Origin of the sequence: Streptomyces sp. ASQP_92, assembly GCF_025399895.1 — a bacterium.
Classification (GTDB): domain Bacteria; phylum Actinomycetota; class Actinomycetes; order Streptomycetales; family Streptomycetaceae; genus Streptomyces.
The window spans coordinates 49,155-75,760 of record NZ_JAODUA010000007.1; the positions used below are offsets into that span (position 1 = coordinate 49,155).

Sequence of the window (26,606 nt, forward strand, 5' to 3'; positions counted from 1 at the left end):
GAGCACTACGTGGCCAATCACAACGGCGGTAGGAGCGGCAAGGCGTTGTCCCGCCTCGCCGTGGCGGCGATAGCCGCAGCTCTCGTCGGCGCGAGCGCCGCAGCGGCCTCGGCCGGCGCCGCCTACCCGGGCCATATGCCAGCGGCCCCGCGCAACGCGCCGAAGGCCGCGGCCCTCGCCGCGGCGGCCCCCGCGGCAGCCAACGCCGCGAACCCGGTCTTCCCGCTGCTGGGCGTGGACAGCGCCAACACCGGCTGGATCTACGGCCCGAACGGCAGCGGCGGCCTGACCGCTCGTGAGGAGGTGGACGGCACCTTCCCGAACCTGGCCAACGACGCCTTCGTCGACAACGACGCCGACGGCTACATCGACGGCGAGTGGCAGTGGGACGCCGGCGGGAACCTGGAGTTCTACCCCACCGCCGCCCCCGCCACCGGCAAGGCGATCGGCGGCGGCTGGAACATCTACGACACGGTGCTCTCGCCGGGCAACCTCGGCGGCGCACAGGGCTACGACCTCATCGCCCGCGACAAGACGGGCGTGCTGTGGCTGTACCTCGGCTACGGGGACGGCACCATGACCGGCCGCATCAAGGTCGGCGCCGGCTGGGAGGCCTACACCCAGCTCGCCGGCAAGGGCGACCTGGACGGCGACGGCAAGGCCGACATCGTGGCCCGGGACACCGCGGGCGTGCTGTGGTTCTACAAGGGCACGGGCAGCTACACGGCCCCCTTCGCACCCCGCACGAAGATCGGCTCCGGCTGGAACATGTTCAACAAGCTGCTCTCCAGCGGAGACGTGGACCTGGACGGCAAGACCGACCTCATCGCCCGGGACACGGGCGGCGGCCTGTGGCTGTACCGGGGCACGGGTCAGGCCGCCGCCCCGTACCAGCCGCGCGTACAGATCGGCACCGACTACACCATCTACCGCCTGATGACGTCCTGAGGCGTCGACGGCAGCTGTGAGACCTCGGCGACGTCCCGGGGTCCCGGCGCGCGAAAGCGGCAGGGCCGCACCCCCCTTCCGGGGAGTGCGGCCCTGTCGTTCGTTCCCGCTGCCGGGCCCGTTCCTACTTGCGGATCAGGCTGCGCAGCACGTACTGCATGATGCCGCCGTTGCGGTAGTAGTCCGCCTCGCCGGGGGTGTCGATGCGGACGACCGCGTCGAACTCGACGCCCGTGTCGGTGGTGACCTTGACGGTGCGCGGGGTCGTGCCGTTGTTCAGCTCCTCGACGCCGGTGAAGGAGAAGGTCTCCTCGCCGGTCAGGCCGAGCGAGGCCGCGGTCGCGCCCTCGGGGAACTGGAGCGGGAGGACGCCCATGCCGATGAGGTTCGAGCGGTGGATGCGCTCGTAGGACTCGGCGATGACGGCCTTGACGCCGAGCAGCGCGGTGCCCTTGGCGGCCCAGTCGCGGGACGAGCCCGAGCCGTACTCCTTGCCCGCCAGGATGACCAGCGGGATGCCGGCGGCCTGGTAGTTCTGCGACGCGTCGTAGATGAAGGAGACCGGACCGTCGGCCTGGGTGAAGTCGCGGGTGAAGCCGCCCTCGGTGCCCGGCGCGATCTGGTTGCGCAGGCGGATGTTGGCGAAGGTGCCGCGGATCATGACCTCGTGGTTGCCTCGGCGCGAGCCGTAGGAGTTGAAGTCGCGACGCTCGACGCCGTGCTCGGTGAGGTACTTGCCGGCCGGGGTGTCGGCCTTGATCGCACCGGCCGGGGAGATGTGGTCGGTGGTGACCGAGTCGCCCAGCTTCGCGAGGACGCGGGCGCCCTCGATGTCGGAGACCGGGGTGGTCTCCATCGTCATGCCCTCGAAGTAGGGGGGCTTGCGGACGTAGGTGGACTCGGTGTCCCACTCGAAGGTGTTGCCGGTCGGGATCGGCAGCGACTGCCACTGCGCGTCACCCGCGAAGACGTCCTGGTAGGACTTGTTGAACATGTCCTCGCCGATGGCGTTGGCCACCACGTCGTTGACCTCGGCCTCGGTGGGCCAGATGTCCTTGAGGTAGACCGGGTTGCCCTCGGTGTCGGTGCCGATCGCCTCGGTGGTGATGTCGACCTTCATCGAACCGGCGATGGCGTACGCGACGACCAGCGGCGGGGACGCCAGGTAGTTCATCTTGACGTCGGGGTTGATCCGGCCCTCGAAGTTGCGGTTGCCGGAGAGCACCGAGGTGACCGCGAGGTCGTGCTCGTTGATCGCCTTCGAGATCTCCTCGTCCAGCGGACCGGAGTTGCCGATGCAGGTGGTGCAGCCGTACCCGACGAGGTTGAAGCCCATCTTGTCGAGGTACGGGGTGAGACCGGCCTTGTCGAAGTAGTCGGTGACGACCTTCGAGCCCGGGGCGAGGGTGGTCTTGACCCACGGCTTGCGGGTCAGGCCCTTGTCGACGGCCTTCTTCGCGACGAGGGCCGCGGCGACCATGACGTAGGGGTTCGAGGTGTTGGTGCACGACGTGATGGCCGCGACGGTGACCGCGCCGTGGTCGATCTCGAAGGTGGTGCCGTCGGCGGCGGTGACCGTGACCGGGTTCGCCGGGACGGTGGCGCCGGTGCCCTCGGCGTGCTGCGGGGCGCCCGCGCCGTTCTCCTGGCTGCCGTAGGCCGGGGCGTCGGAGGCCGGGAAGGACTCGTCGCTCGCCTCGTCCACCGGGGAGGCGGCGGTGCCGGCCTGGACGGTGGGCACCTCGACGTAGTTGAGGACGTCCTTGGCGAACTGCTCGGCGGCGTTCGCGAGGACGATGCGGTCCTGGGGGCGCTTGGGACCGGCGATGGAGGGGACGACCGTGGAGAGGTCGAGCTCCAGCTTCTCGGAGAAGTCGGGCTCGGCGGCCGGGTCGAGCCAGAGGCCCTGCTCCTTGGCATACGCCTCGACGAGCGCGACCTGCTGGGCGTCGCGGCCGGTCAGGCGCAGGTACTTGAGGGTCTCGTCGTCGATCGGGAAGATCGCGGCGGTGGAGCCGAACTCCGGCGACATGTTGCCGATGGTGGCGCGGTTGGCGAGGCTCGTGGCCGCCACACCCTCGCCGTAGAACTCGACGAACTTGCCGACGACGCCGTGCTTGCGCAGCATCTCGGTGATGGTGAGGACGAGGTCGGTGGCGGTGGTGCCCGCGTTCAGCTCACCGGTGAGCTTGAAGCCGACGACGCGCGGGATGAGCATCGAGACCGGCTGGCCCAGCATCGCGGCCTCGGCCTCGATGCCGCCGACGCCCCAGCCGAGCACGCCGAGGCCGTTGACCATGGTGGTGTGCGAGTCGGTGCCGACGAGGGTGTCCGGGTAGGCCTGGCCATTGCGGACCATGACCGTACGGGCCAGGTGCTCGATGTTGACCTGGTGGACGATGCCGGTGCCCGGCGGGACGACCTTGAAGTCGTCGAAGGCGGTCTGGCCCCAGCGCAGGAACTGGTAGCGCTCCTTGTTGCGGCCGTACTCCAGCTCGACGTTCTGCGCGAACGCCTCCTTGGTGCCGAACTTGTCGGCGATGACGGAGTGGTCGATGACCAGCTCGGCCGGGGAGAGCGGGTTGACCTTCGCCGGGTCGCCGCCGAGCTCCTTGACGGCCTCACGCATGGTGGCGAGGTCCACGACGCAGGGCACACCGGTGAAGTCCTGCATGATCACGCGGGCCGGCGTGAACTGGATCTCCTCGCTGGGCTGGGCCTGGGAGTCCCAGGTGCCGAGCGACCGGATGTGGTCGGCGGTGATGTTCGCGCCGTCCTCGGTGCGGAGCAGGTTCTCCAGGAGAACCTTCAGGCTGTAGGGGAGGCGCGCGGAGCCCTCGACCTTGTCCAGCTTGAAGATCTCGTACGACTCGTCGCCCACGCGCAGCGTGCTGCGGGCGTCGAAGCTGTTCGCCGACACGACAGTCTCCTTCATTGATGTGCGCGTTCCACCACAATCCTGCCGCCACGACGTGTTGTCGATCCGCTGAGGTAAGGCTAAGTTAGGTAACCCTTACCGAGCGTCGGCTGCGGTGCGCCTCGGTAGATATCTCGATGTCGAGATAACTCTAGTACATGGCCGCCGGTAGGTCATGCGCGGGCGGCGCCGCCGGGCCGCCCGGCACGCCCTTCGTGGCGCACGCCACGTTCACCTCCGGGTCCCACTGTGGAGGCATCCGACACGCCCGGCATGCGGAGAATGCACGACTCGGATGGACTCGTTCCGTTTGCGGCTCCCGTACGGAAGTCGCACGATCGGAATTGACGGTCCCTCACCCCGTTGGCCCCCTTGGGCGCGAGCGTCATCTCATATCTGAGATAACCTGCCCCTATGGCAGACGACTACCTCGTACGCATCGGCAAGCTCATCCGTGACGCCCGGCAGCACCGGGGCTGGACACAGACGCAGTTGGCCGAGGCTCTGGGCACCAGCCAGAGCGCCGTGAACCGCATCGAGCGCGGGAACCAGAACATCAGCCTTGAGATGATCGCGCGCATCGGGGAAGCGCTCGACAGCGAAATCGTCTCGCTCGGCTACGCGGGCCCCATGCATCTGCGGGTCGTCGGCGGCCGCCGGCTCTCGGGCTCGATCGACGTCAAGACGAGCAAGAACGCCTGTGTCGCGCTGCTCTGCGGCTCGCTGCTCAACAAGGGCCGCACCGTGCTGCGCCGGGTGGCCCGCATCGAAGAGGTCTACCGGCTCCTGGAGGTCCTCAACTCCATTGGTGTGCGCACCCGTTGGATCAACGAGGGCACCGACCTGGAGATCGTCCCGCCGGCCGAACTCGACCTCGACGCGATGGACGCGGCCGCCGCCCGCCGCACCCGCTCCATCATCATGTTCCTCGGCCCGCTGCTGCACCGCATGGACCGCTTCCGGCTCCCCTACGCCGGAGGCTGCGACCTCGGCACCCGCACCATCGAGCCGCACATGATCGCGCTGCGCCGGTTCGGCCTGGACATCACGGCCACCGAGGGGATCTACCACGCCGAGGTGGCGCGCACCGCGCCCGACCGCCCGATCGTGCTGACCGAGCGCGGCGACACCGTGACCGAGAACGCGCTGCTGGCCGCCGCCCGCAACGACGGCGTCACCGTCATCCGCAACGCCTCCTCCAACTACATGGTCCAGGACCTGTGCTTCTTCCTGGAGGCGCTGGGCGTCCGGGTCGAGGGCATCGGCACCACCACCCTGACCGTGCACGGCATCGCCGACATCGACGTCGACGTCGACTACTCCCCCTCCGAGGACCCGGTCGAGGCGATGAGCCTGCTGGCCGCGGCCGTCGTCACCGAGTCCGAGCTGACGATTCGTCGGGTCCCGGTGGAGTTCCTGGAGATCGAGCTCGCGGTCCTGGAGGAGATGGGCCTGGACCACGACCGCACCGCCGAGTACCCCGCCGACAACGGGCGCACCCGGCTGATCGACCTCACGGTGCGCCCCTCCAAGCTGGAGGCGCCCATCGACAAGATCCACCCGATGCCGTTCCCCGGCCTGAACATCGACAACGTGCCGTTCTTCGCGGCGATCGCGGCGGTGGCCCAGGGCAAGACGCTCATCCACGACTGGGTGTACGACAACCGCGCGATCTACCTCACCGACCTCAACCGCCTCGGCGGCCGCCTCCAACTCCTCGACCCGCACCGGGTCCTGGTGGAGGGCCCCACCCGCTGGCGCGCCGCCGAAATGATGTGCCCCCCGGCCCTGCGCCCCGCCGTGGTGGTCCTGCTCGCCATGATGGCGGCGGAGGGCACGTCGGTGCTGCGCAATGTGTATGTCATCAACCGGGGTTACGAGGATCTCGCCGAGCGGCTCAACTCGGTGGGGGCGCAGATCGAGATCTTCCGGGACATCTAGAACTCGCGCCGCGCCCGGCCCGCCTCCCCCGGCACCGACAGGTCCGGGAGGGCGTCCCGGGCGCCGGCGAGAGCCCCGTGCGCCGCCCCCGCCACGACCAGGTCCTCCCACCCCATGCCCACGCTCTTGAAGAGCCGCGGCCGGTCGGTGGGGGGTCGCACTCCTTCGCCCACCAGCGTGGCGAGGGTGCCCGTGATGTCGGTCTCGGTGATCACGCCTTCGGCCAGCGGGATCAGCAGGTCGCCCGCCTCGCGCAGGGCGGCCGTGCGGGCCTCCACCCAGAGCGAGGAGCGGCGCACCAGTTCCGAGTCCGTTTCGCGGACGGCGCTCCGGTGTGAGCCGACCGCGACGACCGTGGCATGGGCGGGGATCCGGCGGCCGTCGAAGAGCGGCTCGTGGGCGGTGGTGCAGCAGATGACGAGATCGGCGAACGCCACATCGGCGGGGCTACCGGTGCGGGCTTCCAGGCCCAGCTCGCGGGCGTACGCCACCAGCCGCTCGGCCCGGGCGGACGTCCGTGACACCACCGTCACCTGGGTCAACTCCCTTGTGGTCAGGGCGGATTCGAGGTGGGCGTACGCCTGGGGGCCCGCGCCGAACAGGACCAGGCGGGCCGCGTCCGCCTCCGCGAGCGCGTCGATCGCCAGGGCCGAGACAGCCGCAGTGCGCAGCGTGGTCAGCGCGGCCCCGTCGAGCACGGCGAGCGGGAGCAGCGTCGGCCCGTCCAGGAGTAGATAGCTGCCGGTGATGCGGGGCAGCCCGCGGGCCGGGTTGGCGGGCACGACGCCGGCCACCTTCACTCCCGCGTACGTCGCGGAGGCGGCCGGCATGACCAGCAACTCGCCTGCTGGAACGGGGGTGTTGGAGCGCTCGGGGCATCCTTCCGGGTCGAGGCCCGCCCGCAGGGCCCCGGCCAGCGCCTCGGCCGCCGCCGCAGGAGTCAGCAGCGCCGCGAGGTCGTCGGCGCCCAGGTGGATCACAGCAGGAAGCCTTCGGGGAAGGGGTCCGTGGGGTCCAGGAAGTACTGGGCGGTCCCCGTGATCCAGGCCCGCCCGGTGACCGTGGGCACGACCGCGGGGAGCGGGCCGACCGTGGTCTCCTCGACGAGCCGGCCGGTGAACTCCGTGCCGATGAACGACTCGTTGACGAAGTCGCGGTGGAGGGGGAGTTCGCCGCGGGCGTGCAGCTGGGCCATGCGCGCGGAGGTGCCGGTGCCGCACGGGGAGCGGTCGAACCAGCCCGGGTGGATCGCCATGGCGTGGCGCGAGCGGGTGGCGTCGGAGCCCGGGGCCGCGAGGTAGACGTGCTTGACCCCCGCGATCTGCGGGTTCTCGGGGTGCACCGGCGGTTCGGCGGCGTTGATGGCGTTCATGATGGCGAGCCCCGCGCCGAGCAGCTCCTCCTTGTGGTCGCGCGCGAACGGCAGGCCCAGCGCGTCGAGTTCGACGAAGGCGTAGAAGTTGCCCCCGTAGGCCAGGTCGTAGGTGACCGTGCCGAGGCCGGGCACGGTCACCTTGCGGTCCAGGGCGAGGCAGAAGGAGGGGACGTTGGTCAGGGTGACCGAGCGGGCCTCGCCGTCCTCGACCCGTACGTCCACGCTCACCAGGCCGGCCGGGGTGTCGAGGCGGACGGTGGTGACGGGCTCGGTGACCGCCACCATGCCGGTCTCCACCAGCACCGTGGCCACCCCGATCGTGCCGTGGCCGCACATCGGGAGCAGTCCGGAGACCTCGATGTAGAGGACCCCGTAGTCGGCGTCGGGCCGGGTCGGCGGCTGGAGGATCGCCCCGCTCATCGCGGCGTGGCCGCGCGGCTCGTACATCAGGAGCGTACGGATGTGGTCGAGGTGCTCCAGGAAGTACAGCCGGCGCTCGGCCATGGTGGCGCCGGGGATGACGCCGAGTCCGCCGGTGATGACGCGGGTCGGCATGCCCTCGGTGTGCGAGTCGACCGCGTGGTAGACGTGTCGGGTCCGCATGAATTCGCCTTCCTCCAGGGCTACTTGTGGCCTTCGGCGAGCGCCTTCTCGGTGGCGGCGCGCACCACGGCGTCCCGTTCCGGCGTCAGCGGATGGCGGGGCGGCCGCACGGGACCGCCGGGCCGGCCCGCCAGGTCCATGGAGAGCTTGATGGCCTGGATGAACTCGGTCTTGGAGTCCCAGCGCAGGAGCGGGTGCAGAGCGCGGTACAGGGGGCGGGCGGTGGCCAGGTCGCCCGCGACGGCGGCGTGGTAGAGCTCGGCGCAGGAGGCGGGCAGCGCGTTGGGGTAGCCGGCGATCCAGCCGACCGCCCCGGCCAGCGCCAGCTCCAGCAGCACGTCGTCCGCGCCCGCCAACAAGTCGAGTTCCGGGGCGAGTTCGGCGATCTCGTAGGCCCGGCGGACGTCACCGCTGAACTCCTTGACGGCGACGATGCTGCCGTCCGCGTACAGCCGGGCGAGCAGGTCGGGGGTGAGGTCGACCTTGGTGTCGTACGGGTTGTTGTAGGCGACGACGGGCAGGCCCGCCTTGGCGACCTCCGCGTAGTGGGCCCGCACCGAGCGCTCGTCGGCGCGGTAGGCGTTCGGGGGCAGCAGCAGCACGGAGCCCGCGCCCGCGTCGGCGGCCTGCTCGGCCCAGCGGCGGGATTCGGTGCTGCCGTAGGCGGCGACGCCGACCATCACGCGCTCGCCGTCGCCCGCCGCCTCGACGGCGGTGTGCACGACGCGGGCGCGCTCCTCGTCGGACAGGGTCTGGTACTCGCCGAGCGAGCCGTTGGGCACGACACCGTCACAGCCGCTGTCGATGAGCCGGCGCACGTGCTGGGCGTAGGAGGTGAAGTCGACGGAAAGGTCCTCGCGCAGGGGTAGCGCGGTCGCGACGAGGATTCCGTGCCAGGGCCGGATGCGCCGGGGTGTTGCAGAGGTCATGGTCGAACTCCCTAGTGTGGTGTGTGACATTTTACTGAGCCATGGGCGCCGCCCACAAGAGCCCCGACGCCGATCACCTCAAACCGCTTGCGCGGGGCGCCACTTGTTCACCCATCCCGGCCGCCCGAGCTGTGACATAGTAATGTGAAATTGCACTGGCATGGACAGGAGTCCCGATGGCCGAGCACCCCGCACGCCCCAACACCGGCAGCCACGACCTTCCCGTCGGGCCCGAACTCGCCGCCTTCATGAGCGATGGCTGGGACCCCACCCCGCTGCCCGGGGACACCCGGGTGCCCGGCTTCGAGGTCACTCCGCACCGGCGGGCACGGCTGTCCGCCCGTTTTCCGGGCGAGCGACTGATCGTGCCCGCGGGCGAGTTGCGGGTCCGCTCCAACGACTGCGACCACCGCTTCCGGCCGCACAGCGCCTACGCCTGGCTGACCGGCCTCACCGGCGAGGACCAGCCCGGCCATGTGCTGGTCCTGGAACCGTCCGGCTCGGGCCACGAGGCGGTGCTGTATGTGCGGCCCCGCTCGCCACGGGCCGGCGGCGACGACGAGTTCTACCGCGACCGCCGGTACGGCGAGTTCTGGGTGGGCCGGCGCCCCGACCTCGCCGAGACCGAGCGCCTGACGGGCCTGCGCTGCGCCCATGTGGACGGCCTGAAGGCGCTGCCGCCCGGCCGCAACGCCGCCGACGACCCCGAACTCGCCGCCGCGCTCAGCGAGTTGAGGCTGGTCAAGGACGCATGGGAGGTGGCCCAGCTCCAGTTGGCGATCGACCACACCACCGCCGGTTTCGAGGACGTCGTCCGCGCTCTGCCACGCGCACTGGCCCACGCGCGGGGCGAGCGCCTGCTCGAAGGCGTCTTCGGGGCGCGGGCGCGGGCCGAGGGCAACGGCACCGGGTACGAGACGATCGCCGCGTCGGGGGCCCACGCCTGCGTGCTGCACTGGATCCGCAACGACGGCCGGCTCGACCCCGAGAACCTGCTGCTCCTGGACGCGGGTGTCGAGACGGACACCCTGTACACGGCGGACATCACCCGCACGCTCCCGCTGACCGGCCGCTTCTCCCCCGTCCAGCGCCAGGTGTACGAACTGGTCCTCGCCGCCCAGGACGCGGGCATCGCGGCGCTGCGGCCGGGGGCCGCCTTCCGCGACTTCCACCGGGCCGCGATGGCGGTGATCGCGGAGGGGCTCGCCGAGTGGGGCGTCCTCAAGAGCGCGTCGGGCGAGCTGCACCGGCGCTACACCCTGTGCGGCAGCGGGCACATGCTCGGCCTCGACGTGCACGACTGCGCGAAGGCCCGGGCCGAGACCTATCTGGACGGCGTCCTGGAAGCGGGCCAGGTCCTGACGGTCGAGCCGGGCCTCTACCTCCAGCCGGACGACGAGACCCTGCCGCCCGAGCTGCGCGGCATAGGCGTCCGCATCGAGGACGACCTGGTGATCACGGAGACCGGCGCGCGGCTGATGTCGGGCGCGCTGCCGAGGTCGGTGGCCGGGGTGGAGGAGTGGATGGGCGAGCTGCTGGCCTGACGTCGGCCCGTTTGCGCGGGGCGGCCAGTTGTTGCCCGGGGGCGGTCGGCAACGGTGGTCAGTCCAGGACCGCGAACCCGTCCAGTTCGACCAGGGCCTGGCTGTCCCACAGCCGCACCGCTCCGATCACCGCCATCGCCGGATAGTCGCGTCCGGCCAACTCCCGCCAGATCGCGCCCAGTTCGCGGGCCTTGTCCCGGTAGTCCCCGACGTCGGTCGCGTACACCGTGACCCGGGCCAGATCGCGCGGGGAACCCCCCGCCGCGTCCAGCGCCGCGAGGAGATTGGTCAGCGCGGTACGGAACTGCTCGGGCAGGGTGGCGCCCACCACCGTGCCGTCACCGTCGAGCGCGGTCTGCCCGGCGAGGAACACCAGGCGCGACCCGGTGGCGACGACGGCGTGGCTGAAGCCGCTCGCCGGGGACAGCCCGGCGGGGTTCACTCGATCCAGGCTCACCGGTAGAGCTCCTTCGCGATGATCGTGCGCTGCACTTCGCTCGCCCCTTCATAGATGCGGGGCGCGCGAACGTCACGGTAGAGGTGTTCCAGGAGATGCCCGCGTTGCAGCGCGCGGGCGCCGTGCAGCTGGACGGCCGTGTCGACGACGTACTGCGCGGTCTCCGTGGCGAATAGCTTCGCCATGGCCGAGCCGCGCGCGATGCCCGGATCGCCCCGGTCGTGGGCCGCGGCCGCCGCGTACACCAACAGGCGCGCGGCCTCGGTGCGGGTGGCCATGTCGGCGACCTGGTGGGCGACGGCCTGGAGGTCCTTGAGGGGGCCGCCGAACGCGGTGCGGGTCGCCGTGTGGGCGAGGGTGGCGTCGAGGGCCGCCTGTGCCATGCCCACGGCGAACGCGCCGACGCTGGGCCGGAACAGGTTGAGCGTGTTCATCGCCACGCGAAAGCCCCGGTCGCGTTCGCCCAGGATGTCGTCCGCGCCGACGGGCACGCCGTCGAAGTCGAGGCTGCCGATGGCGTGCGGGGAGAGCATGTCGAGCGCGGCGCCGGTGAGCCCTGGCCGGTCGGCGGGGACCAGGAAGGCGGTCACTCCGCGCGCGCCGGCGTCCGCCGTGGTGCGGGCGAAGACGGTGTAGAAGTCGGCCTCGGGGGCGTTGGAGATCCAGCACTTCCGGCCGGTCAGGCGCCAACCCCCTTGGTCCGCAACGGCGTTGAGGCTCAGGGCCGCCGCGTCCGATCCCGCGTCCGGTTCGCTCAGTGCGAAGGCGGCGATGGCGCGGCCCGCCGTCACCTCGGGCAGCCAGCGCTCGCGCTGGGCCGGGCTCCCGTACGCGGCGACCGGGTGGGCGCCCAGGCCCTGGAGGGCGAGCGCGGTCTCCGCCTCGGTGCACGCGTATGCCAGCGATTCCCGCATCAGGCACAGATCGAGCGCCCCGGAGTCGAAGAGGCGGGCGAGCAGCCCGTGGGCCCCGAGCGCCTCGACGAGTGGCCGGTTGACCCTTGCGGGCTCACCCTTCTCCGCAAGGGGACGCAGCCGCTGACCGGCGAGCGTCCTCAGCTCGGCGCACCACTCCCGTTGGTCCGGCTCCAGCGCGAATCCGGGCATGGCCACCCCTTCCCACTCGGCTCGGGCGACGGCAGCGACCGCCCTATCGCGAACTGTTGACTGTCGTCACCCAAACGATACGCTCCAGAGGCGACAAGGGGGCGATCCCGTATGGAGCTGAAGACCTCAGCGCACGCCGACACCTTTCCCCGCGACCACCTGCCGCCCACCGACCAGTGGCCGCACCTGGTGCTCGGACCGCCGGGGCCGCACTACCCGGACCGGCTCAACTGCGGAGCCGAACTCCTGGACGCCACCATCGAGCGCTTCGGCCCGGACCGCCCCGCGTTCCGCACCGGCGAAGGCGAGGTCTGGTCCTACCGGGAGCTCCGCGACCGGGTCGACAAGATCGCGCATGTCCTGACGGGGGAGCTCGGGGTCGTGCCCGGCAACCGTGTGCTGCTGCGCGGCCCGACCACACCGTGGCTGGCCGCCTGCTGGCTGGCCGTGATGAAGGCGGGCGCGGTCGCCGTCACCGTTCTGGCCCAGCAGCGCGCCCGCGAGCTGGGCGTCATGTGCTCCCTCGCGCGGATCAGCCACGCCCTGTGCGACGCCCGGGTCCTGGACGACCTGGAGCGGGCCCAGGCGCCGGGCCTGCGCATCACGGCGTACGGCGGGGACGGGCCCGGCGACCTCCTGAGCCTGATCAAACGGGCGCCCGCCGGGCGGTACGCGGCCGTGGACACCTCGGCGGACGACGTCGCCCTGATCGCCTTCACCTCGGGCACCACGGGCCGCCCCAAGGGCTGTATGCACTTCCACCGCGATGTGCTCGCCATCGCCGACACCTTCGCCCGGCAGGTGCTGAAGCCGACACCCGACGACCTCTTCGCGGGCAGCCCCCCGCTCGGCTTCACGTTCGGGCTCGGCGGTCTCGTCATCTTCCCGCTGCGGGCCGGCGCCTCGGCCCTGCTCCTCGAACAGGCGGGCCCGCGCCGGTTGTTGCCCGCACTCGCCGGGCACCGCGTGACGGTCCTGTTCACCGCGCCGACCGCCTACCGGACGATGCTGGAGGAGCTCGACGGCCATGATCTGGGCGCCCTGCGGCGCTGTGTGTCGGCCGGCGAGAACCTTCCCGAGACGATCTGGCGGGCCTGGCGGGAGCGCACGGGCCTGAGCATCATCAACGGGATCGGCGCCACCGAACTCCTGCACATCTTCATCTCGGCGGCGGACGAGGACATCCGGCCCGGCACCACCGGCCGGCCCGTCCCCGGCTGGCAGGCACGCGTCGTCGACGGCGAAGGGCGACCCGTCCCCGACGGTGAGCCCGGGCTGCTCGCGGTGCGCGGGCCGGTCGGCTGCCGCTATCTCGCCGACGAACGCCAGCGCGCCTACGTACGCGACGGCTGGAACATCACCGGTGACACCTATGTGCGGGAGAGCGACGGCTGGTTCCGGTACGTGGCCCGCGCCGACGACATGATCATCTCCGCGGGATTCAACATCGCGGGCCCCGAGGTGGAGGACGCGCTCCTGCGCCACCCCGACGTCACCGAGGCGGCGGTGGTGGGCCGGCCCGACGAACGGCGCGGCCATGTCGCCGTCGCCTACTGCGTGGTGAGGCCGGGGGTGGCGCGCGACGAGGAGACGGCGGCGCTGCTGCGCGACTTCGTGAAGGCGCAGCTCGTTCCCTACAAGTGCCCGCGCGAGATCGTCTTCCTCGACGCACTCCCGCGCACGCCCACCGGCAAGCTCCAGCGCTTCCGGCTGCGGGAACTAGAGTGATCGCGTGGCCGAGTCGCACACCCCCCGATCCCTGATCGTCACCCTGTACGGCGCCTATGGGCGTGAGACCTCCGGCTCCCTCGCGGTCGCCGAACTGATCCGGCTGCTCGCGGCGGTCGGTGTGGACGCGCCCTCCGTGCGCTCGTCGGTGTCGCGGCTCAAACGGCGCGGGCTGCTGGAGGCACGTCCCACCGCGGCGGGGGCCGCGGGCTACGCCCTCTCGGCCGACGCCCGCCAGCTCCTGGACGACGGCGACCGGCGCATCTACGCCCACCCCGCGCCCCGGTCCCAGGACGGCTGGGTGCTCGCGGTGTTCTCCGTCCCGGAGTCGGAGCGCAGCAAACGGCATGTGCTGCGCTCGCGCCTGGCCGGGCTCGGCTTCGGCACGGCGGCGCCCGGCGTGTGGCTCGCCCCGGCCCGGCTCCACGACGAGGCCCGGCACACCTTGGAGCGCCTCCAACTCGCCCCGTACGTCGAGTTGTTCAGGGGGGAGCACCTCGGCTTCGCTCCCACCGCCGAGGCCGTCGCCCGCTGGTGGGACCTGCCCGCCATCGCCAAGCAGCACGAGGACTTCCTCGACCGGCACGAACCGGTGCTGCGCGCCTGGGAGTCCCGGCCGTCCGCGGCGCGCGAGGACGCGGGGCCCGACGCGGGGCCCGACGCGGGGCCGGACGCGGAGGCCGCCTACCGTGACTACCTCCTCGCCCTGGACTCCTGGCGCCGGCTTCCGTACGCCGACCCGGGCCTGCCCGCCGAACTCCTCCCCGAGGACTGGCCCGGCGGCCGCTCCGCCGAGGTGTTCGGCCGCCTGCACGGGCTGCTGCGTGACGCGGGCGCCGCGTTCGTGCGCGGTGCGCGGCACGGCGGGCCGTAAGGGCCGCCTCGTACGATGACGACGTGACGGAGCAGGCGTCGCCGCCCGCCGCATGCGCGAGGCCCTCGACGCCGAGCCCGGCCACGAAGCGGTGCTCGCCCGCTTCGTCAGCGGCCTCTCACCGGACGACGAGAGGCTGCTGCGGGCCGTGCTCGGCGAGGCCTCGCGCTGATGCGGCGGCGCCGGGGGCCGGACGGCGGTGTGTCGCCCGTCGCGCGCGTCGGGGCTCGGAGCGCTCGCCCTTTGTGTGCGGTTACCGCGCCGCGGCTCTACAGGTCGAACTCCGCCGGCGCGAGGCCGAGCGCATAGCAGGCCTCGCGGACGACGGCCTGCTCCGTCTTGTCGAAGTCGCCGTCCGCGCCGCCGATCACGATGCCTATCTGAATGACGGCACGCGCCTCGGCCGGCTTCTTCTTCGCCTTGGCGACCTCCTGCAACAGGCTCACCTTGCCGAAGTCGAAGTCGGCGGCCAGCTTGTCGAGGCCGTCGTCGAAGCGGCGCTGCAGATCGGCGGCCGGGAAGTTCTGCAACACCTCGTTGGAGCCGATGAGTTGGGCCACTCGGCGCCGCTCGGCGGGGTCGATGGAACCGTCGGCGGCGGCGACCAGGGCGCACATCGCCATACTGGCGTCGCGGAAGGCGCCGCTCTTCAAGTCGTTCTTCTTGGCCACGAGCTGCGTCTGCATCGTGGTGGCGGATTCCTTCAGGCGGTCCCAGAGGGCCATGGTGCTTCTCCATGCGTGTCGTCGAACTTCTACAGCACTGTAGAAACTGACGAGCCGCGCCAATGGTTCCCGGTTTCTTCGGTTTCGGGGGTTTCGGGGGTTTCTTCGGTTCCCGGAGTTCTCCGAACCGTCACTTCAGGCGCAGTCGTGGCCTCGGGGCGTCCGTGCGGCCCGCCGGCGGTGTGCGGCTGCCCGCGCGGTAGGGCAGGGGCCAGTTCGCGCCGGGGCCGGCATAGCCCTGCTCGGCGGCCGCGTGCAGGGTCCAGTGCGGGTCGTACAGGTGGGGGCGGCCCAGCGCGCACAGGTCGGCGCGGCCCGCCAGGAGCAGGGAGTTGACGTCGTCCCAGGACGAGATGGCGCCCACCGCGACGACGGGAACGCCGAGGGCGTTGCGGATCCGGTCGGCGTACGGGGTCTGGTAGGAGCGGCCGAACTCGGGGCGCTCGTCGGGGACGACCTGGCCGGTGGACACGTCGATGGCGTCGGCACCGTGCGCGGCGAAGGCCCGCGCGATCTCGACGGCGTCCTCGGCGGTGGTGCCGCCCTCGGCCCAGTCAGTGGCGGAGACGCGGACCGTCATGGGCCGGTCCGCGGGCCAGATCTCGCGTACCGCGTCGAAGACTTCGAGGGGGTAGCGCAGCCGGGCGGTGAGGGAACCGCCGTAGCTGTCCGTCCGTTGATTGGTGAGAGGGGAGAGGAACCCGGAGAGCAAGTAGCCGTGCGCGCAGTGCAGTTCGAGCAGGTCGAATCCGCACTGGGCGGCCCGCCGGGCCGCGGCCGCGAACTGCTCGCGGATGGCGGTGAGCCCCGCGCGGTCCAGCGCGTGCGGGACCTGGTTGACGCCCGGCCGGTACGGAAGCGGGGAGGCGGCGGTGACGGGCCAGTTGCCGGTGTCCAGCGGCTGGTCCATGCCGTCCCACATCAGCTTGGTCGAGCCCTTGCGCCCGGAGTGGCCGAGCTGGACGCCGAAGGCGGTGCCGGGCGCCTGCTGGTGGACGAAGTCCGCGATCCGCCGCCAGGCGGCGGCCTGTTCGGGGGTGTAGAGGCCGGCGCAGCCCGGGGTGATCCGGCCTTCGGGGCTGACGCACACCATCTCGGTCATGACCAGGCCGGCGCCGCCCAGCGCGCGGGCGCCGAGGTGGACGAGGTGGAAGTCGCCGGGTACGCCGTCGACCGCGGAGTACATGTCCATGGGCGAGACCACTACGCGGTTCTTCAGTTCGAGACCGCGCAGGCGCAGGGGGGTGAACATGGGAGGGGTGCCCGGTGGGCAGCCGAACTCCGCCTCGACGGTGTCGGTGAAGGCGGGGTCGCGCAGCCGGAGGTTGTCGTGGGTGACCCGCCGGCTGCGGGTGAGGAGGTTGAAGGCGAACTGCCGGGCGGGTTGGCCGAGATGGTGCGCCAGCTCCTCGAACCAGCGCAGGCTCGCGGCGGCGGCGCGCTGGGTGGAGGCGACGACGGGCCGGCGTTCGCTCTCGTACGCGCCGAGGGCGGCGGGCAGGTCGCGCTGCTCCTCGATGCAGGCGGCCAGGGCCAGGGCGTCCTCGACGGCGAGCTTGGTGCCGGAGCCGATCGAGAAGTGGGCGGTGTGGGCCGCGTCGCCGATCAGCACCGTATTGCCGTACGACCAGCGCTCGTTGACGACGGTGCGAAAGGCGGTCCATGAGGAGTTGTTGCCGCGCAAGGGGCGTCCGCCGAGGGCGTCCGTGAAGATCTTGGCGCACTGGTCGGCGGAGGCCTGTTCGCCGAGCGCGTCGAATCCGGCGGCCGACCACACCTCCTCCCGCATCTCGACGATGACCGTGGAGGAGCCGGCCGCGTAGGGGTAGCCGTGGAGCTGCATCACCCCGTGTTCGGTCTCGGCGATCTCGAAGCGGAAGGCGTCGAAGGCGAAGTCGGCGGCGAGCCAGATGTAGCGGCAGCGGTGCGTGGTGATGCGCGGCGCGAAGTGGGCGGCGTGCGCCTGGCGGGTGAGGCTGTGCACCCCGTCGGCGGCGACCACCAGGTCGTAGGAGGCGGCGAGTTCGGCGGCGGGCGGCGCCTCGGCGCGAAAGCGCAGATCGACGCCGAGCGACCGGCAGCGCTCGTGCAGGAGCTCCAGGAGCCTGCGCCGTCCGAGAGCGGCGAAGCCGTGGCCGCCGGAGGTGAGGGTGCGGCCCCGGTGCACGATGTCGATGTCGTCCCAGCGGACGAACTCGGCGCGCAGCGCCTGGTAGACGGCCGGGTCCGCGTGCTCGATCCCGCCGAGTGTCTCGTCGGAGAGCACCACCCCGAAGCCGAAGGTGTCATCGGGCGCGTTGCGCTCCCACAGGGTGATGGAGCGGGCCGGGTCGAGCCGTTTGAGCAGGGCCGCCGCGTAGAGGCCGCCGGGGCCGCCGCCGATGACGGCGATGCGCAGCGGGGCGCGCCCGGCGCCCGGAGTCGGCATCGCTAGCGTCCCTGCCATTTCGGGGGGCGCTTCTCGGTGAAGGCCGCGTGGAACTCGGCGTAGTCCTCGCCGTTCATCAGCAGGGCCTGCGTCGCCGCGTCCAGTTCCACGGCGGCGGCGAGCGGCATGTCGAGTTCCGCGGTGAGCAGCGCCTTGGTCTGCGCGTGGGCGAGTGCGGGGCCGTCCGCGAGGTGGCGGGCGAGTTCGGCGGCGCGGGTGTCCGCGGCGCCTTCGGCCGTCAACTCGCTGAGCAGGCCGATCCGTTCGGCCTCGGGGGCACGTACGGGTTCGCCGAGCATGAGCAGACGGGTGGCGTGGCCGAGGCCGACGACGCGGGGCAGCAGATAGGCGGCCCCCATGTCACCTCCGGACAGGCCCACCTTGGTGAACAGGAAGGCGAACCGTGCCGTGGGGTCGGCGACGCGGAAGTCGGCGGCGAGGGCGAGCACCGCGCCCGCGCCGGCGGCCACTCCGTGCAGCGCGGCGATCACGGGGAAGGGGCATTCGCGGATGGCACGCACGACCTGACCGGTCATGCGGTTGAAGTCGAGGAGTTCGGCGGTGTTCATCGACAGGGTGGCGCCGATGATCTCGTCGACGTCGCCGCCCGAGCAGAAACCGCGCCCCTGCCCGGCCAGCACCAGGGCGCGCACCGAGCGTTCCCGGGACAGCTGGGCGAGCAGGTCGCGCAGGTCGGCGTAGGCGCCGAAGGTGAGCGCGTTGAGCTTCTCCGGCCGGGCCAGGGTGACGGTCGCGACCCCATCGTCCACCGAGAGCCGCAGATGGCGCCAGTCCTCGGTGGGCGGTGCGGAGCTGGGAAAGGGGCTCATCCGGGCGGCCTCCTTCGGCGGGACGGCAGAGTGCCGCCACTGCTTCTGCTGCCTTCCCGACGAACGTATCACTCGTACGTGACCGTCGTCACGAGTACGCGATACGCGGATCGGAGCGACCAGGGTCCAAGGTCCCGAGCCCCCGGTGCCCCACGGCCCCAGGGCGAGCGCCGGGGGCCTCTAGGGGGCCGCGCACCGGCTCCGTACCGTGGAGAGCAGGGCGCACCACCCGACCCGCGCGTCCCCGCACCCCACACCCCGAACGGACCCGTCCCTTTGCCCGAGCCCCACGGACCCGAACGCGACGACGCCACCCCGTCCGCGTGGCGCATCTCGCTCCCCCACACCCCGGCCGCCGTGCCGATCGCCCGCGCCCTGGTGCGTACCGCGCTCGCGGACATCGACGCGCCCGCCGACAGCGACACCGCCGAACTGCTCACCGCGGAACTCGTTACCAACGCCGTCGAGCACACCCCGGGCGACACCCCGATCGAGCTGGTGGTGGAGTTGCTGTCCTCGGGCTGTCAGGTCGAGGTGCACGACGACTCGCCGCTGCCACCGGGCGACCTGTCCGCCCCGGGGGCCATCCACCATCCTGACCCCTGGCAGGAGCACGGCCGCGGCCTGCTGCTCATCCGCACCCTGAGTTCGGCCTGCGGCCACCGCCCCACCGCGCACGGCAAGGCGGTGTGGTTCACCCTGCCGAGCCGCCGCGACTGACGGGCCGCACCCATCGGGGCCCCGTCCGGGCGCATGCCCTGCGGGCGGCCGCGCTCCTCGGGCTCATCCCAGGGTGGCGACCATGACCGCCTTGATGGTGTGCAGCCGGTTCTCCGCCTCGTCGAAGACGACCGAGTGCGCCGCCGACTCGAAGACCTCGTCGCTCACTTCGAGTTCGCTCAGCCCGTACCGCTCGTGAATGTCGCGGCCGACCTGGGTGCCGAGGTCGTGGAAGGCGGGCAGGCAGTGCAGGAACTTGACGCCCGCGTTGCCGGTGGCGCGCAGCACGTCCATGGTCACCGCGTACGGGGTGAGCGCCTTGATCCGCTCGTCCCAGATCTCCTGGGGCTCGCCCATGGAGACCCAGACGTCGGTGGCGACGAAGTCCGCGCCGGCAACGCCCTCCTCGACGGACTCCGTCAGGGTCACGCGAGCGCCGCTGACCGCGGCCGCCTCGCGCGCCTGCGCGATGACGTCCTCGGCCGGCCAGTAGGCCCTCGGGGCCACGATCCGGATGTCCATGCCGAGCAGGGCGCCGGTGACCAGGTAGGAATTGCCCATGTTGAAGCGGGCGTCCCCCAGATAGGCGAACACGACCTCGCCGAGCGGCTTGTCGGTGTGCTCGGTGACGGTGAGGATGTCGGCGAGCATCTGGGTGGGGTGCCAGTCGTCGGTCAGACCGTTGTAGACCGGCACTCCCGCGTGGGCGGCGAGGGTCTCGACGGTCTCCTGCGCATCGCCCCGGAACTCGATCGCGTCGAACATCCGGCCAAGGACCCGGGCCGAGTCGCGCGCCGACTCCTTCTTGCCGATGTGCGAGCCGGCCGGGTCGATGTACGTCGTCGACGCGCCCTGGTCGGCCGCGGCCACCTCGAAGGAGCAGCGCGTCCTCGTCGAGGGCTTCTCGAAGATCAACGCGACATTGCGGCCGCGCAACCGCTGCACCTCGGTGCCCGCCTTCTTCGCGGCCTTGAGTTCGGCGGCAAGGGTGACGAGCCCGAGGAACTCCTCGGCCGTGAAGTCCAGCTCCTTGAGGAAGTGGCGGCCTGCGAGATCTATCGCCATGGTGGCGGCTCCTGGGGGCGGATAGGGGACGGCGGCGACGGCGACGTCCAGTCAGTACTGGAATTCTATACGTAGGAGCGCATCACTATACGGCATCGCGTTCGACCGGACAGCTCATGCAGCGCGGGCCGCCCCTCCCCCGTCCCAGCTCGTTGCCCCGGATCTCGATCACCTCGATGCCCTCCTTGCGCAGATGCGTATTGGTCGTGACATTGCGCTCGTACGCGACCACCACCCCCGGCTCCACCGCCAGTACATTGCAGCCGTCGTCCCACTGCTCACGCTCGGCGGAATGCACGTCCTGGGTGGCGGTCAGCACCCGGATCCGGTCCAGACCCAGAGCCGCCGCGATCGCACGGTGCATGTGCTCGGGCGGATGATCGGTGACCTTCAGCTCCTGCTCGCCCGCGCCCGGCTCGATCGTGTACGAGCGCAACATGCCCAGGCCCGCGTACTGAGTGAAGGTTTCTCCGTCCACCATCGTCATCACCGTGTCGAGATGCATGAACGCCCGCCGCTTCGGCATGTCGAGCGCCACGATGGTCCGCGCCGAGCCCGCCGCGAACAGACCGCGCGCGAGCATCTCCACCGCCTGCGGGGTGGTCCGCTCACTCATCCCGATCAGCACCGCGCCGTTCCCGATCACCAGGACGTCGCCGCCCTCGATGGTGGACGGATAGTCGCTCTGCCCCTGCGACCAGATGTTGAACGGACCCGCCTGCGCGCCCTTGAACAGCGGATGGTGATGGTAGATCGCCTCGAAGTGCACGGTCTCGCGCTGCCGGGCCGGCCAGCGCATCGCGTTGATGGAGACACCGTCATAGATCCAGGCCGAGGTGTCACGCGTGAACAGATGGTTCGGCAGCGGGCCCAGCAGGAAGTCGTCCAGATCCATCGCGTGGAAGCGCACCGACGTCGGCTCGGGATGCCCCTCCAGAAACTCCCGCTTGGTCATCCCGCCGACCAGGGCCTCCGCCAGATCGGCCGCCGCCAAGTCCTCGAACGCCGCCCGCAGATGCCCCGTCGCCAGCGGCCCGTACTCCTTCTCGTCGAAGACCCGGTCCAGCACGAGCGCCCGGGCCTCGGGGATCCGCAACGACTCACACAGCAGATCCCCGAAGAGATGCACCTCCACCCCCCGGTCGCGCAGCACGTCCGCGAACCCGTCGTGCTCCTGTCTGGCCCGACGCACCCACAGCACGTCGTCGAAGAGCAGCGCGTCCTTGTTGCTGGGCGTGAGGCGCTTCAGCTCCAGATCTGGCCGGTGCAGTATGACGCGGCGCAGCCGCCCGGTCTCGGAATCGACATGGAATCCCATGCCCCCATCCTGTCCCGCACCGACCCCGCTCACCCGGCGAACACGGCGCCGACTGCCGGATTTGGGGGGGGTGGGGGAGGTCGGGGTGGCGGGGGGGCAGGGTGGCGGGCCGCCGTTGGCCCGGGGCGGCGGGGGGCGGGTCGTCGCGGCGACGGCAGGCGGGCAGGGCGTCGGGGTGGCGGGGGTGGGGGACGAGGGGCGGCCGTCGAGGGTTGACCCCCGGGGCGGCGGGGTGGCGGGGTGGCGGGCCGACGTTGACCCGGGGCGGCGGGGCGGCGGGCCGTGGTTGTCCCGGGCCGGGCAGTGCCTCGCGCCGGGTGAGCGGGTGGGACTGCCCACACCCGCTCGACGGACGGGCCGGCGCGCCTACCCCGGCCCCTCCCCCACCCGGGCCGCCAACCGCGCGATCTCGGCCGGGCCCACCCGGCAGCACCCGCCGACGAGCCGCGCCCCCGCCGCCGTCCACTCCGCCACCCGCGCCGCCTCGAACCTCGCCCCGCCCGTCCAGCGCCGCCCCACCGCGTCCCAGCGCTCGCCACTGTTCGGGTAGACCACCACCGGCTTTCCGGTCACCGACGCCGCGAGCGGCACCGCCCGGTCCGCGTCCGCGGGGTCACAGCAGTTCACCCCGACCGCGATCACCTGGTCCCACCCCGCCGCCAGGGCGAACGCCGCCGCCAGATCCTGACCGGCCCGGGTGCGCCCACCCGCGATGCTGTACGAGAGCCACACCGGCACTCCGCACCCCTCCACCGCCCGCAACAGTGCCTCCGCCTCATCGACATCCGGCACCGTCTCCAACGCCAGGACATCAGGACCGGCCGCCACCAGCGCCTCGATGCGAGGCCGGTGGAACCGCTCCAGCTCCCGCACGCTCAGCCCATAACGGCCCCGGTACTCACTGCCATCGGCCAGGAAGGCGCCGTAGGGGCCGACGGAGGCGGCCACCCAGGGGGTGGGGGGTGGGGCGGGGTTCTGGGGGGCCTCCCCCTCCCCCCTCCCCCGCCCCACCCCTCCCCCCGCGCCCCCACCCACCCCATGCGGATCCTCCCCGGCAGGGTCGGCCGCCGGGCACAACGCCCCTGCCGTGCGCGCCAGTTGAACGCTGCGGGCCAAGAGCAGCTCCGCCTCCTGGTGGCTCAGTCCTCGACGGGCGAAGCCCTCGAAGGTGGCCTGATAGGAGGCGGTGGTCAGCACCTGGGCGCCCGCCCGGGCATAGGCGGTGTGCGCCTCCTGGATCTGCCGCGGGTCGTCGGCGAGCAGCCGGGCCGACCACAGTTCGTCGCTCAAGTCGCAGCCCTGGGACTCCAGTTGGTTGGACAGGCCGCCGTCGAGGACCACCGGTCCCTGCGCGAGGGCCGCTGCGAGTGTCCGGGCGGGGCGCACGCTCATGCCCGGTTCAGTTGCGGCAGCACCTTCGAGGAGATCAGTTCGAGGTGGTCGAGGTCGTCGAGGTCGAGCAGCTGGAGGTAGATGCGGGACGATCCGGTCGCCTCGTACTTGCCGATCTTCTCCACGACCTCGGCGGGCGAGCCCGCGAGTCCGTTGGCCTTGAGTTCCTCCACCTCCCTTCCGATGGCGGCGGCCCTGCGGGCCACCTCTGCGTCGTCCTTCCCCACGCAGACGACCAGCGCGTTGGAGTACACGAGGTCGTCTGCCCGGCGTCCGGCGGCTTCGGCGGCCGCCTTCACCCGGGTGAACTGCCGCTCGCTGTCCTCGATGGAGGCGAACGGGATGTTGAATTCGTCGGCGTACTGGGCCGCGAGTCGTGGTGTGCGGGTCGCCCCGTGTCCGCCGATCAGGACGGGCACCTTGGTCTGGGCGGGCTTGGGCAGTGCGGGCGAGTCGCTGAGCTGGTAGTAGGTGGCGTGGAAGTCGAAGGTGTGGCCGACCTCGGTGGCCCAGAGGCCGGTGACGATGGCCAGCTGCTCCTCCAGCCTGGCGAATTTCTCCTTCGGGAAGGGGATGCCGTACGCCTTGTGTTCCTCCTCGAACCAGCCTGCTCCCAGGCCGAGTTCGACCCGGCCGCCCGACATCTGGTCGACCTGGGCGACCTGGATGGCGAGTACGCCCGGCAGCCGGAAGGTGCCGGCCGTCATGAGGGTGCCGAGCCGGATCCGCTTGGTTTCCCGGGCGAGGCCGGCCAGGGTGATCCATGCGTCGGTCGGGCCCGGGAGGCCGTCGGCGGATCCCATGCGCAGATAGTGGTCGGAGCGGAAGAAGGCGTCGAAGCCGAGGTCTTCGGTGGCCTTGGCGACGGTCAGGAGGGTGTCGTAGCCGGCGCCCTGCTGGGGCTCGGTGAAGATGCGAAGATCCATGCCCCCATCCTGCACCGTGGGGCCCTCGTCAACCCCGTCTGTGCCATCCGGCGCAGGAGTGCCCGGTCGGGTGAAAGTTCGTCGAACGACCCCGGCGCGCCCCCTCTGACCAGTGACGTTGGCGTCGAGCGGTCGTTGGCTCGGGCGGAGCCGGACCGCCCGGCCCGCGTGTCGGCGGCCTTGACCGGGGCGTCGACCGACTCTGCGCCCTGCCCGCCGTGCGGGAGGGCTCGGGCCGAGGAGGCCGCCATGTCCCAGGAAGCCGTACCCGAACAGGCTGTGCCGCAGCAGTCGCCGCCGCAGTCCGCAGCCGAGCGGAAGGGTGCGCCGAAGGGGCTGTTGCAGCAGATGGAGGAGTTGATGGCAGCGCTGAACGCGGATCTGACGCAGCTCGACGCGGAGCTTCAGTCCACGGCCGACCGCACGTCGCCCGCCGGCGACCCGGAGGAGCCCCGGCAGAACCTTGGGCACGAGCCGCGCGAGCACCACTGACCGCACGGGTGGCACGGGCAGCACGGGCAGCACGGGTGTCGTCGGGGCTTTCGTCCGCGCCGGTCATGGCGGGCCCGTCGTCGAGTCCCGCAGGATCTCGGCCGATCTGTCCCGCTCTCGTAAGGTGAGCCGGCGCAGCATGCCGCGGACCCGGTCGCCCGATTCGTCGGCGGCGTCGATGGCCTCTATGCACTGCCAGTACAGGCCCTCCTCGTCCGTGGCGCAGGCGACGGAGACCAGGGCCATGGCGACGTCGCCGAGCAGGCCGCCCAGGGAGGTCAACACGCTTGCGGCGTCGGTCACTTCGGAGAGCTGGGCGGCGCGGATTCCGTCGCGTCGCAGGCCCGGGTGGTCGAGTACGGCGCAGCCCCGGCTGCCCGCTTCGCTGAGGCCCCGGGCCTCGCCCCTCAGTTCTGGGGGGCCGGTGGCCGCGAGGTGGCCGCCGATGGCCTGGGCGAGGGCTTGTGCCTGCCAGGCCTCGGCCACGATGTCGAGCACGGCCCGGCTTTGGGCCAGGGCGTGTTGGCTGGCTTTGAGGAGCCGTACGGCGTCCATCCGATGTCCCCGTTCGTAGGGCGGACCCGAGGTTGGTGTCCACTACCTAGCGTGAGCGTCTGCGGGCCGGAAAGCCAGAGGAAATCGGAAATCTGTGCACAGCAAGGCCGTTGTGAGTATCTCGGTCACTCGGGAGAGTGACTCTCCGTGTTCGTCGGCGGGTTGTTCGGGTCCTTGCGGGGTCCCGGTGCGGGGAAGCGGAGTTCATTGCGGTCGATCTTGGCCGCGAGGGCGGTGAGCGGGTCGATGCCGAGCACGCCGCAGAACTGGAGCAGATAGGCGAGGACATCGGCGACTTCGTCGGTGACGCGGTGGGCCCGGTCCGGGTCGGCCATCACGCGGTCCGACTCGTCCGGGGTCAGCCATTGGAAGATTTCGAGCAGTTCCGAGGCCTCGACGCTGAGGGCCGCGGCGAGGTTCTTCGGGGTGTGGTAGGGCTGCCAGTGGCGGGCGGCGGCGAAGGCGGCGAGCCTGTTCTGCAGGGCCGGTAGGTCGAGTTGGTGGTTCACGGCCCCAGGTCTACCACCGTGGCCCCATGGGTTTCCCGGGCACCCGCGTCGCCGACGGCGGCGAGGAGGCGGATGTGGCCGCGGGCGCACATCTCGGCGGCCAGCGCGATGAGTTCGCGGCTCTGGCGGGGATCGAGGGCGCGGTCGAGTCCGTCGGCGACGACGGTGAGGGTCTGCATGGCGGGTGGCACTTCGGCGACGGTGTCCACGGCCAGCACGCCGGGCCCGGTGAGCAGGACGAGGGCGAGGGCGAGGTAGCGCAGTTCGCCCTCGCCGAGCCGGTCGACGGGGGTGCCGTGCAGGGTGGCGCCGCGGGCGAGGACGGCTCGTAAGGTGCCGTCGGCGCGTTCTTCGGTGGTGAGGCCCGTGACGGGGCCGACGCACCCGGCGCGGGCCGCGCTGACGAGCCGGCCGTGGCGGATGCCGCATTCGGTGCGGGTGCGACGCAGGATTTCGGCGAGGTTGTCGCAGCCGCGCCGGAGCCGGCCGCCGCCGCCCTGGCCGGGGACGACGGGTTCGCGCATGTGCTGGGGCTGGGGGTCGCAGGGGAACACCGAGCGCAGGGCGACGACGACTTGCTCGGCGGCGGCCAGGACGCGCAGTTGTCCTTCGGTCTTGCCGGCCACCCGCAGCGGAAGCAGCGCGGTGCCGAGCAGGTCGTCGGGCAGGGGGGCGCGGGTGACGGGCACCGCGCCCGCGGTGTGCCAGGCCGCCTGGACGGTGGAGCGGCCCGGGTCGCGCAGGGCGGTGCTGAGGAGGGTCTGTCCTTCGCTGGTCAAACGTTCGCCGACGATGCGGAGTTCCGGTTCGGCCTGGACGGCGAGGTCGAGGCGGACGGGGCCGGCGGGGCCGTCGACGGTGCAGCCGATGCGGAAGCCGCGGCGGCCCTGGGCGTCGGCGCCCGCGCGTTCGGGCACGCAGCCCGAGGGGTCGCGGAAGACGGATCCCAGGGCGGCGCCGGAGCCGAGTCTGGCGAGGGCTTCGAAGGCTTCCAGGACGCTGGTCTTGCCGCTGCCGCTGGGCCCGGTGATCAGGGTGAGGGGTCCGAGCGGGATGGTGGCGCCGCGGTGGGTCCGGAAGGCGGAGAGCCGGAGTTGGGTGACGGTGGGTCGATCCGGGCGGCCGGTTCGGTCACTGGCAGTGGTCGCGGTGGTCATGACCGGGACCGTACGCAGCCGCAAAACTGACGAACCGTTCCGCCTCGTTGACCTTCCTACGAATGAG

Annotated in this window: 23 protein-coding genes and 1 pseudogene; 8 read left to right on the plus strand and 16 right to left on the minus strand. The window is 71.8% G+C overall.

Annotation, left to right across the window (positions count from 1 at the left end; all coding sequences use genetic code 11):
- The first annotated feature begins 9 nt into the window (after positions 1-9).
- Positions 10-948, plus strand: a complete 939-nt coding sequence (locus N4G70_RS17670) for a VCBS repeat-containing protein (protein WP_261713613.1) — start codon at positions 10-12, stop codon at positions 946-948.
- A gap of 124 nt (positions 949-1,072) precedes the next feature.
- Here the strand turns inward: N4G70_RS17670 and N4G70_RS17675 are convergent, their stop codons facing one another.
- Entirely contained in the window at positions 1,073-3,868 is a 2,796-nt protein-coding gene (locus N4G70_RS17675) for an aconitate hydratase (RefSeq protein WP_315904264.1), read from the minus strand.
- Positions 3,869-4,279: 411 nt separating this feature from the next.
- Here N4G70_RS17675 and N4G70_RS17680 point away from each other — a divergent pair, with 411 nt between their 5' ends.
- Positions 4,280-5,806: a UDP-N-acetylglucosamine 1-carboxyvinyltransferase gene (locus N4G70_RS17680; protein ID WP_261713615.1), complete on the plus strand. Its 1,527-nt coding sequence runs from the start codon at positions 4,280-4,282 to the stop codon at positions 5,804-5,806.
- On the opposite strand, the gene N4G70_RS17685 is transcribed toward N4G70_RS17680, so the two are convergent.
- Genes N4G70_RS17685 through N4G70_RS17695 form a run of 3 tightly spaced genes read right to left on the minus strand, consistent with a single transcriptional unit; the run spans position 5,803 to position 8,713 of the window.
- A complete protein-coding gene (locus tag N4G70_RS17685) occupies positions 5,803-6,786 on the minus strand; it encodes an ornithine cyclodeaminase family protein (protein ID WP_315904265.1) in 984 nt (327 codons plus the stop codon). The two genes, N4G70_RS17680 and N4G70_RS17685, sit on opposite strands and share 4 nt — an antisense overlap.
- Positions 6,783-7,784: a proline racemase family protein gene (locus N4G70_RS17690; RefSeq protein ID WP_261713616.1), complete on the minus strand. Its 1,002-nt coding sequence runs from the start codon at positions 7,782-7,784 to the stop codon at positions 6,783-6,785. The genes N4G70_RS17685 and N4G70_RS17690 overlap by 4 nt, the downstream gene beginning before the upstream one ends.
- Positions 7,785-7,804: 20 nt before the next feature.
- The gene (locus N4G70_RS17695; RefSeq protein WP_261713617.1) at positions 7,805-8,713 is read right to left on the minus strand and encodes a dihydrodipicolinate synthase family protein; all 909 of its coding nucleotides are present in this window, start codon (positions 8,711-8,713) and stop codon (positions 7,805-7,807) included.
- Between the two features lie 176 nt (positions 8,714-8,889).
- Between N4G70_RS17695 and N4G70_RS17700 the strand changes: the two genes are divergently transcribed.
- On the plus strand, positions 8,890-10,257 hold the full coding sequence (locus N4G70_RS17700) for an aminopeptidase P family protein (RefSeq protein WP_261713618.1): 1,368 nt from the start codon (positions 8,890-8,892) through the stop codon (positions 10,255-10,257).
- A gap of 58 nt (positions 10,258-10,315) precedes the next feature.
- Here N4G70_RS17700 and N4G70_RS17705 read toward each other — a convergent pair whose 3' ends face one another.
- Positions 10,316-10,714 carry a RidA family protein gene (locus tag N4G70_RS17705; RefSeq protein WP_261713619.1) on the minus strand — a complete coding sequence of 133 codons (399 nt, stop codon included), beginning with the start codon at positions 10,712-10,714 and terminating at the stop codon, positions 10,316-10,318.
- Positions 10,711-11,820, minus strand: coding sequence for an acyl-CoA dehydrogenase family protein (locus N4G70_RS17710; protein WP_261713620.1), 1,110 nt, complete (start codon positions 11,818-11,820; stop codon positions 10,711-10,713). The genes N4G70_RS17705 and N4G70_RS17710 overlap by 4 nt, the downstream gene beginning before the upstream one ends.
- A 111-nt stretch (positions 11,821-11,931) precedes the next feature.
- On the opposite strand from N4G70_RS17710, the gene N4G70_RS17715 reads away from it, so the two are divergent.
- The 3 genes and pseudogenes from N4G70_RS17715 to N4G70_RS17725 form a co-directional block, all read left to right on the plus strand.
- The gene (locus N4G70_RS17715; protein ID WP_261713621.1) at positions 11,932-13,548 is read left to right on the plus strand and encodes an AMP-binding protein; all 1,617 of its coding nucleotides are present in this window, start codon (positions 11,932-11,934) and stop codon (positions 13,546-13,548) included.
- A gap of 4 nt (positions 13,549-13,552) precedes the next feature.
- Positions 13,553-14,422: a PaaX family transcriptional regulator C-terminal domain-containing protein gene (locus tag N4G70_RS17720; protein WP_261713622.1), complete on the plus strand. Its 870-nt coding sequence runs from the start codon at positions 13,553-13,555 to the stop codon at positions 14,420-14,422.
- A 25-nt stretch (positions 14,423-14,447) separates the two neighbouring features.
- Positions 14,448-14,594: pseudogene (locus tag N4G70_RS17725) on the plus strand (BlaI/MecI/CopY family transcriptional regulator); the annotation flags it as partial.
- Between the two features lie 97 nt (positions 14,595-14,691).
- Here the strand turns inward: N4G70_RS17725 and N4G70_RS17730 are convergent.
- From N4G70_RS17730 to N4G70_RS17740, 3 genes are all read right to left on the minus strand, one after another.
- Positions 14,692-15,147: a tellurite resistance TerB family protein gene (locus N4G70_RS17730; RefSeq protein WP_261713623.1), complete on the minus strand. Its 456-nt coding sequence runs from the start codon at positions 15,145-15,147 to the stop codon at positions 14,692-14,694.
- Positions 15,148-15,277: 130 nt separating this feature from the next.
- Positions 15,278-17,575: a bifunctional salicylyl-CoA 5-hydroxylase/oxidoreductase gene (locus N4G70_RS17735; protein WP_399035827.1), complete on the minus strand. Its 2,298-nt coding sequence runs from the start codon at positions 17,573-17,575 to the stop codon at positions 15,278-15,280.
- 2 nt (positions 17,576-17,577) lie between these two features.
- On the minus strand, positions 17,578-18,405 hold the full coding sequence (locus N4G70_RS17740; protein WP_261713625.1) for an enoyl-CoA hydratase family protein: 828 nt from the start codon (positions 18,403-18,405) through the stop codon (positions 17,578-17,580).
- Positions 18,406-18,681: 276 nt separating this feature from the next.
- Between N4G70_RS17740 and N4G70_RS17745 the strand changes: the two genes are divergently transcribed.
- Positions 18,682-19,125 (plus strand): ATP-binding protein, encoded by a 444-nt coding sequence (locus tag N4G70_RS17745; protein WP_261713626.1) that lies wholly within the window; start codon positions 18,682-18,684, stop codon positions 19,123-19,125.
- A gap of 63 nt (positions 19,126-19,188) precedes the next feature.
- Here N4G70_RS17745 and argF read toward each other — a convergent pair whose 3' ends face one another.
- The 4 genes from argF to N4G70_RS17765 form a co-directional block, all read right to left on the minus strand.
- A complete protein-coding gene (gene argF, locus N4G70_RS17750; RefSeq protein ID WP_261713627.1) occupies positions 19,189-20,190 on the minus strand; it encodes an ornithine carbamoyltransferase in 1,002 nt (333 codons plus the stop codon).
- A gap of 85 nt (positions 20,191-20,275) precedes the next feature.
- Entirely contained in the window at positions 20,276-21,508 is a 1,233-nt protein-coding gene (locus N4G70_RS17755; protein WP_261713628.1) for an arginine deiminase, read from the minus strand.
- A 366-nt stretch (positions 21,509-21,874) separates the two neighbouring features.
- Positions 21,875-22,894: a homocysteine S-methyltransferase gene (mmuM, locus tag N4G70_RS17760; RefSeq protein WP_399035941.1), complete on the minus strand. Its 1,020-nt coding sequence runs from the start codon at positions 22,892-22,894 to the stop codon at positions 21,875-21,877.
- A 2-nt stretch (positions 22,895-22,896) separates the two neighbouring features.
- On the minus strand, positions 22,897-23,826 hold the full coding sequence (locus N4G70_RS17765; protein ID WP_261713630.1) for an LLM class F420-dependent oxidoreductase: 930 nt from the start codon (positions 23,824-23,826) through the stop codon (positions 22,897-22,899).
- Positions 23,827-24,075: 249 nt separating this feature from the next.
- Between N4G70_RS17765 and N4G70_RS17770 the strand changes: the two genes are divergently transcribed.
- Positions 24,076-24,318 carry a hypothetical protein gene (locus tag N4G70_RS17770; RefSeq protein WP_261713631.1) on the plus strand — a complete coding sequence of 81 codons (243 nt, stop codon included), beginning with the start codon at positions 24,076-24,078 and terminating at the stop codon, positions 24,316-24,318.
- 63 nt (positions 24,319-24,381) lie between these two features.
- Here the strand turns inward: N4G70_RS17770 and N4G70_RS17775 are convergent, their stop codons facing one another.
- The 3 genes from N4G70_RS17775 to N4G70_RS17785 form a co-directional block, all read right to left on the minus strand.
- On the minus strand, positions 24,382-24,873 hold the full coding sequence (locus tag N4G70_RS17775) for a DUF6099 family protein (RefSeq protein WP_261713632.1): 492 nt from the start codon (positions 24,871-24,873) through the stop codon (positions 24,382-24,384).
- Between the two features lie 125 nt (positions 24,874-24,998).
- Positions 24,999-25,382, minus strand: coding sequence for a nucleotide pyrophosphohydrolase (locus N4G70_RS17780; protein ID WP_261713633.1), 384 nt, complete (start codon positions 25,380-25,382; stop codon positions 24,999-25,001).
- Positions 25,379-26,539 (minus strand): AAA family ATPase, encoded by a 1,161-nt coding sequence (locus N4G70_RS17785; protein WP_261713634.1) that lies wholly within the window; start codon positions 26,537-26,539, stop codon positions 25,379-25,381. The genes N4G70_RS17780 and N4G70_RS17785 overlap by 4 nt, the downstream gene beginning before the upstream one ends.
- Positions 26,540-26,606: the final 67 nt, after the last annotated feature.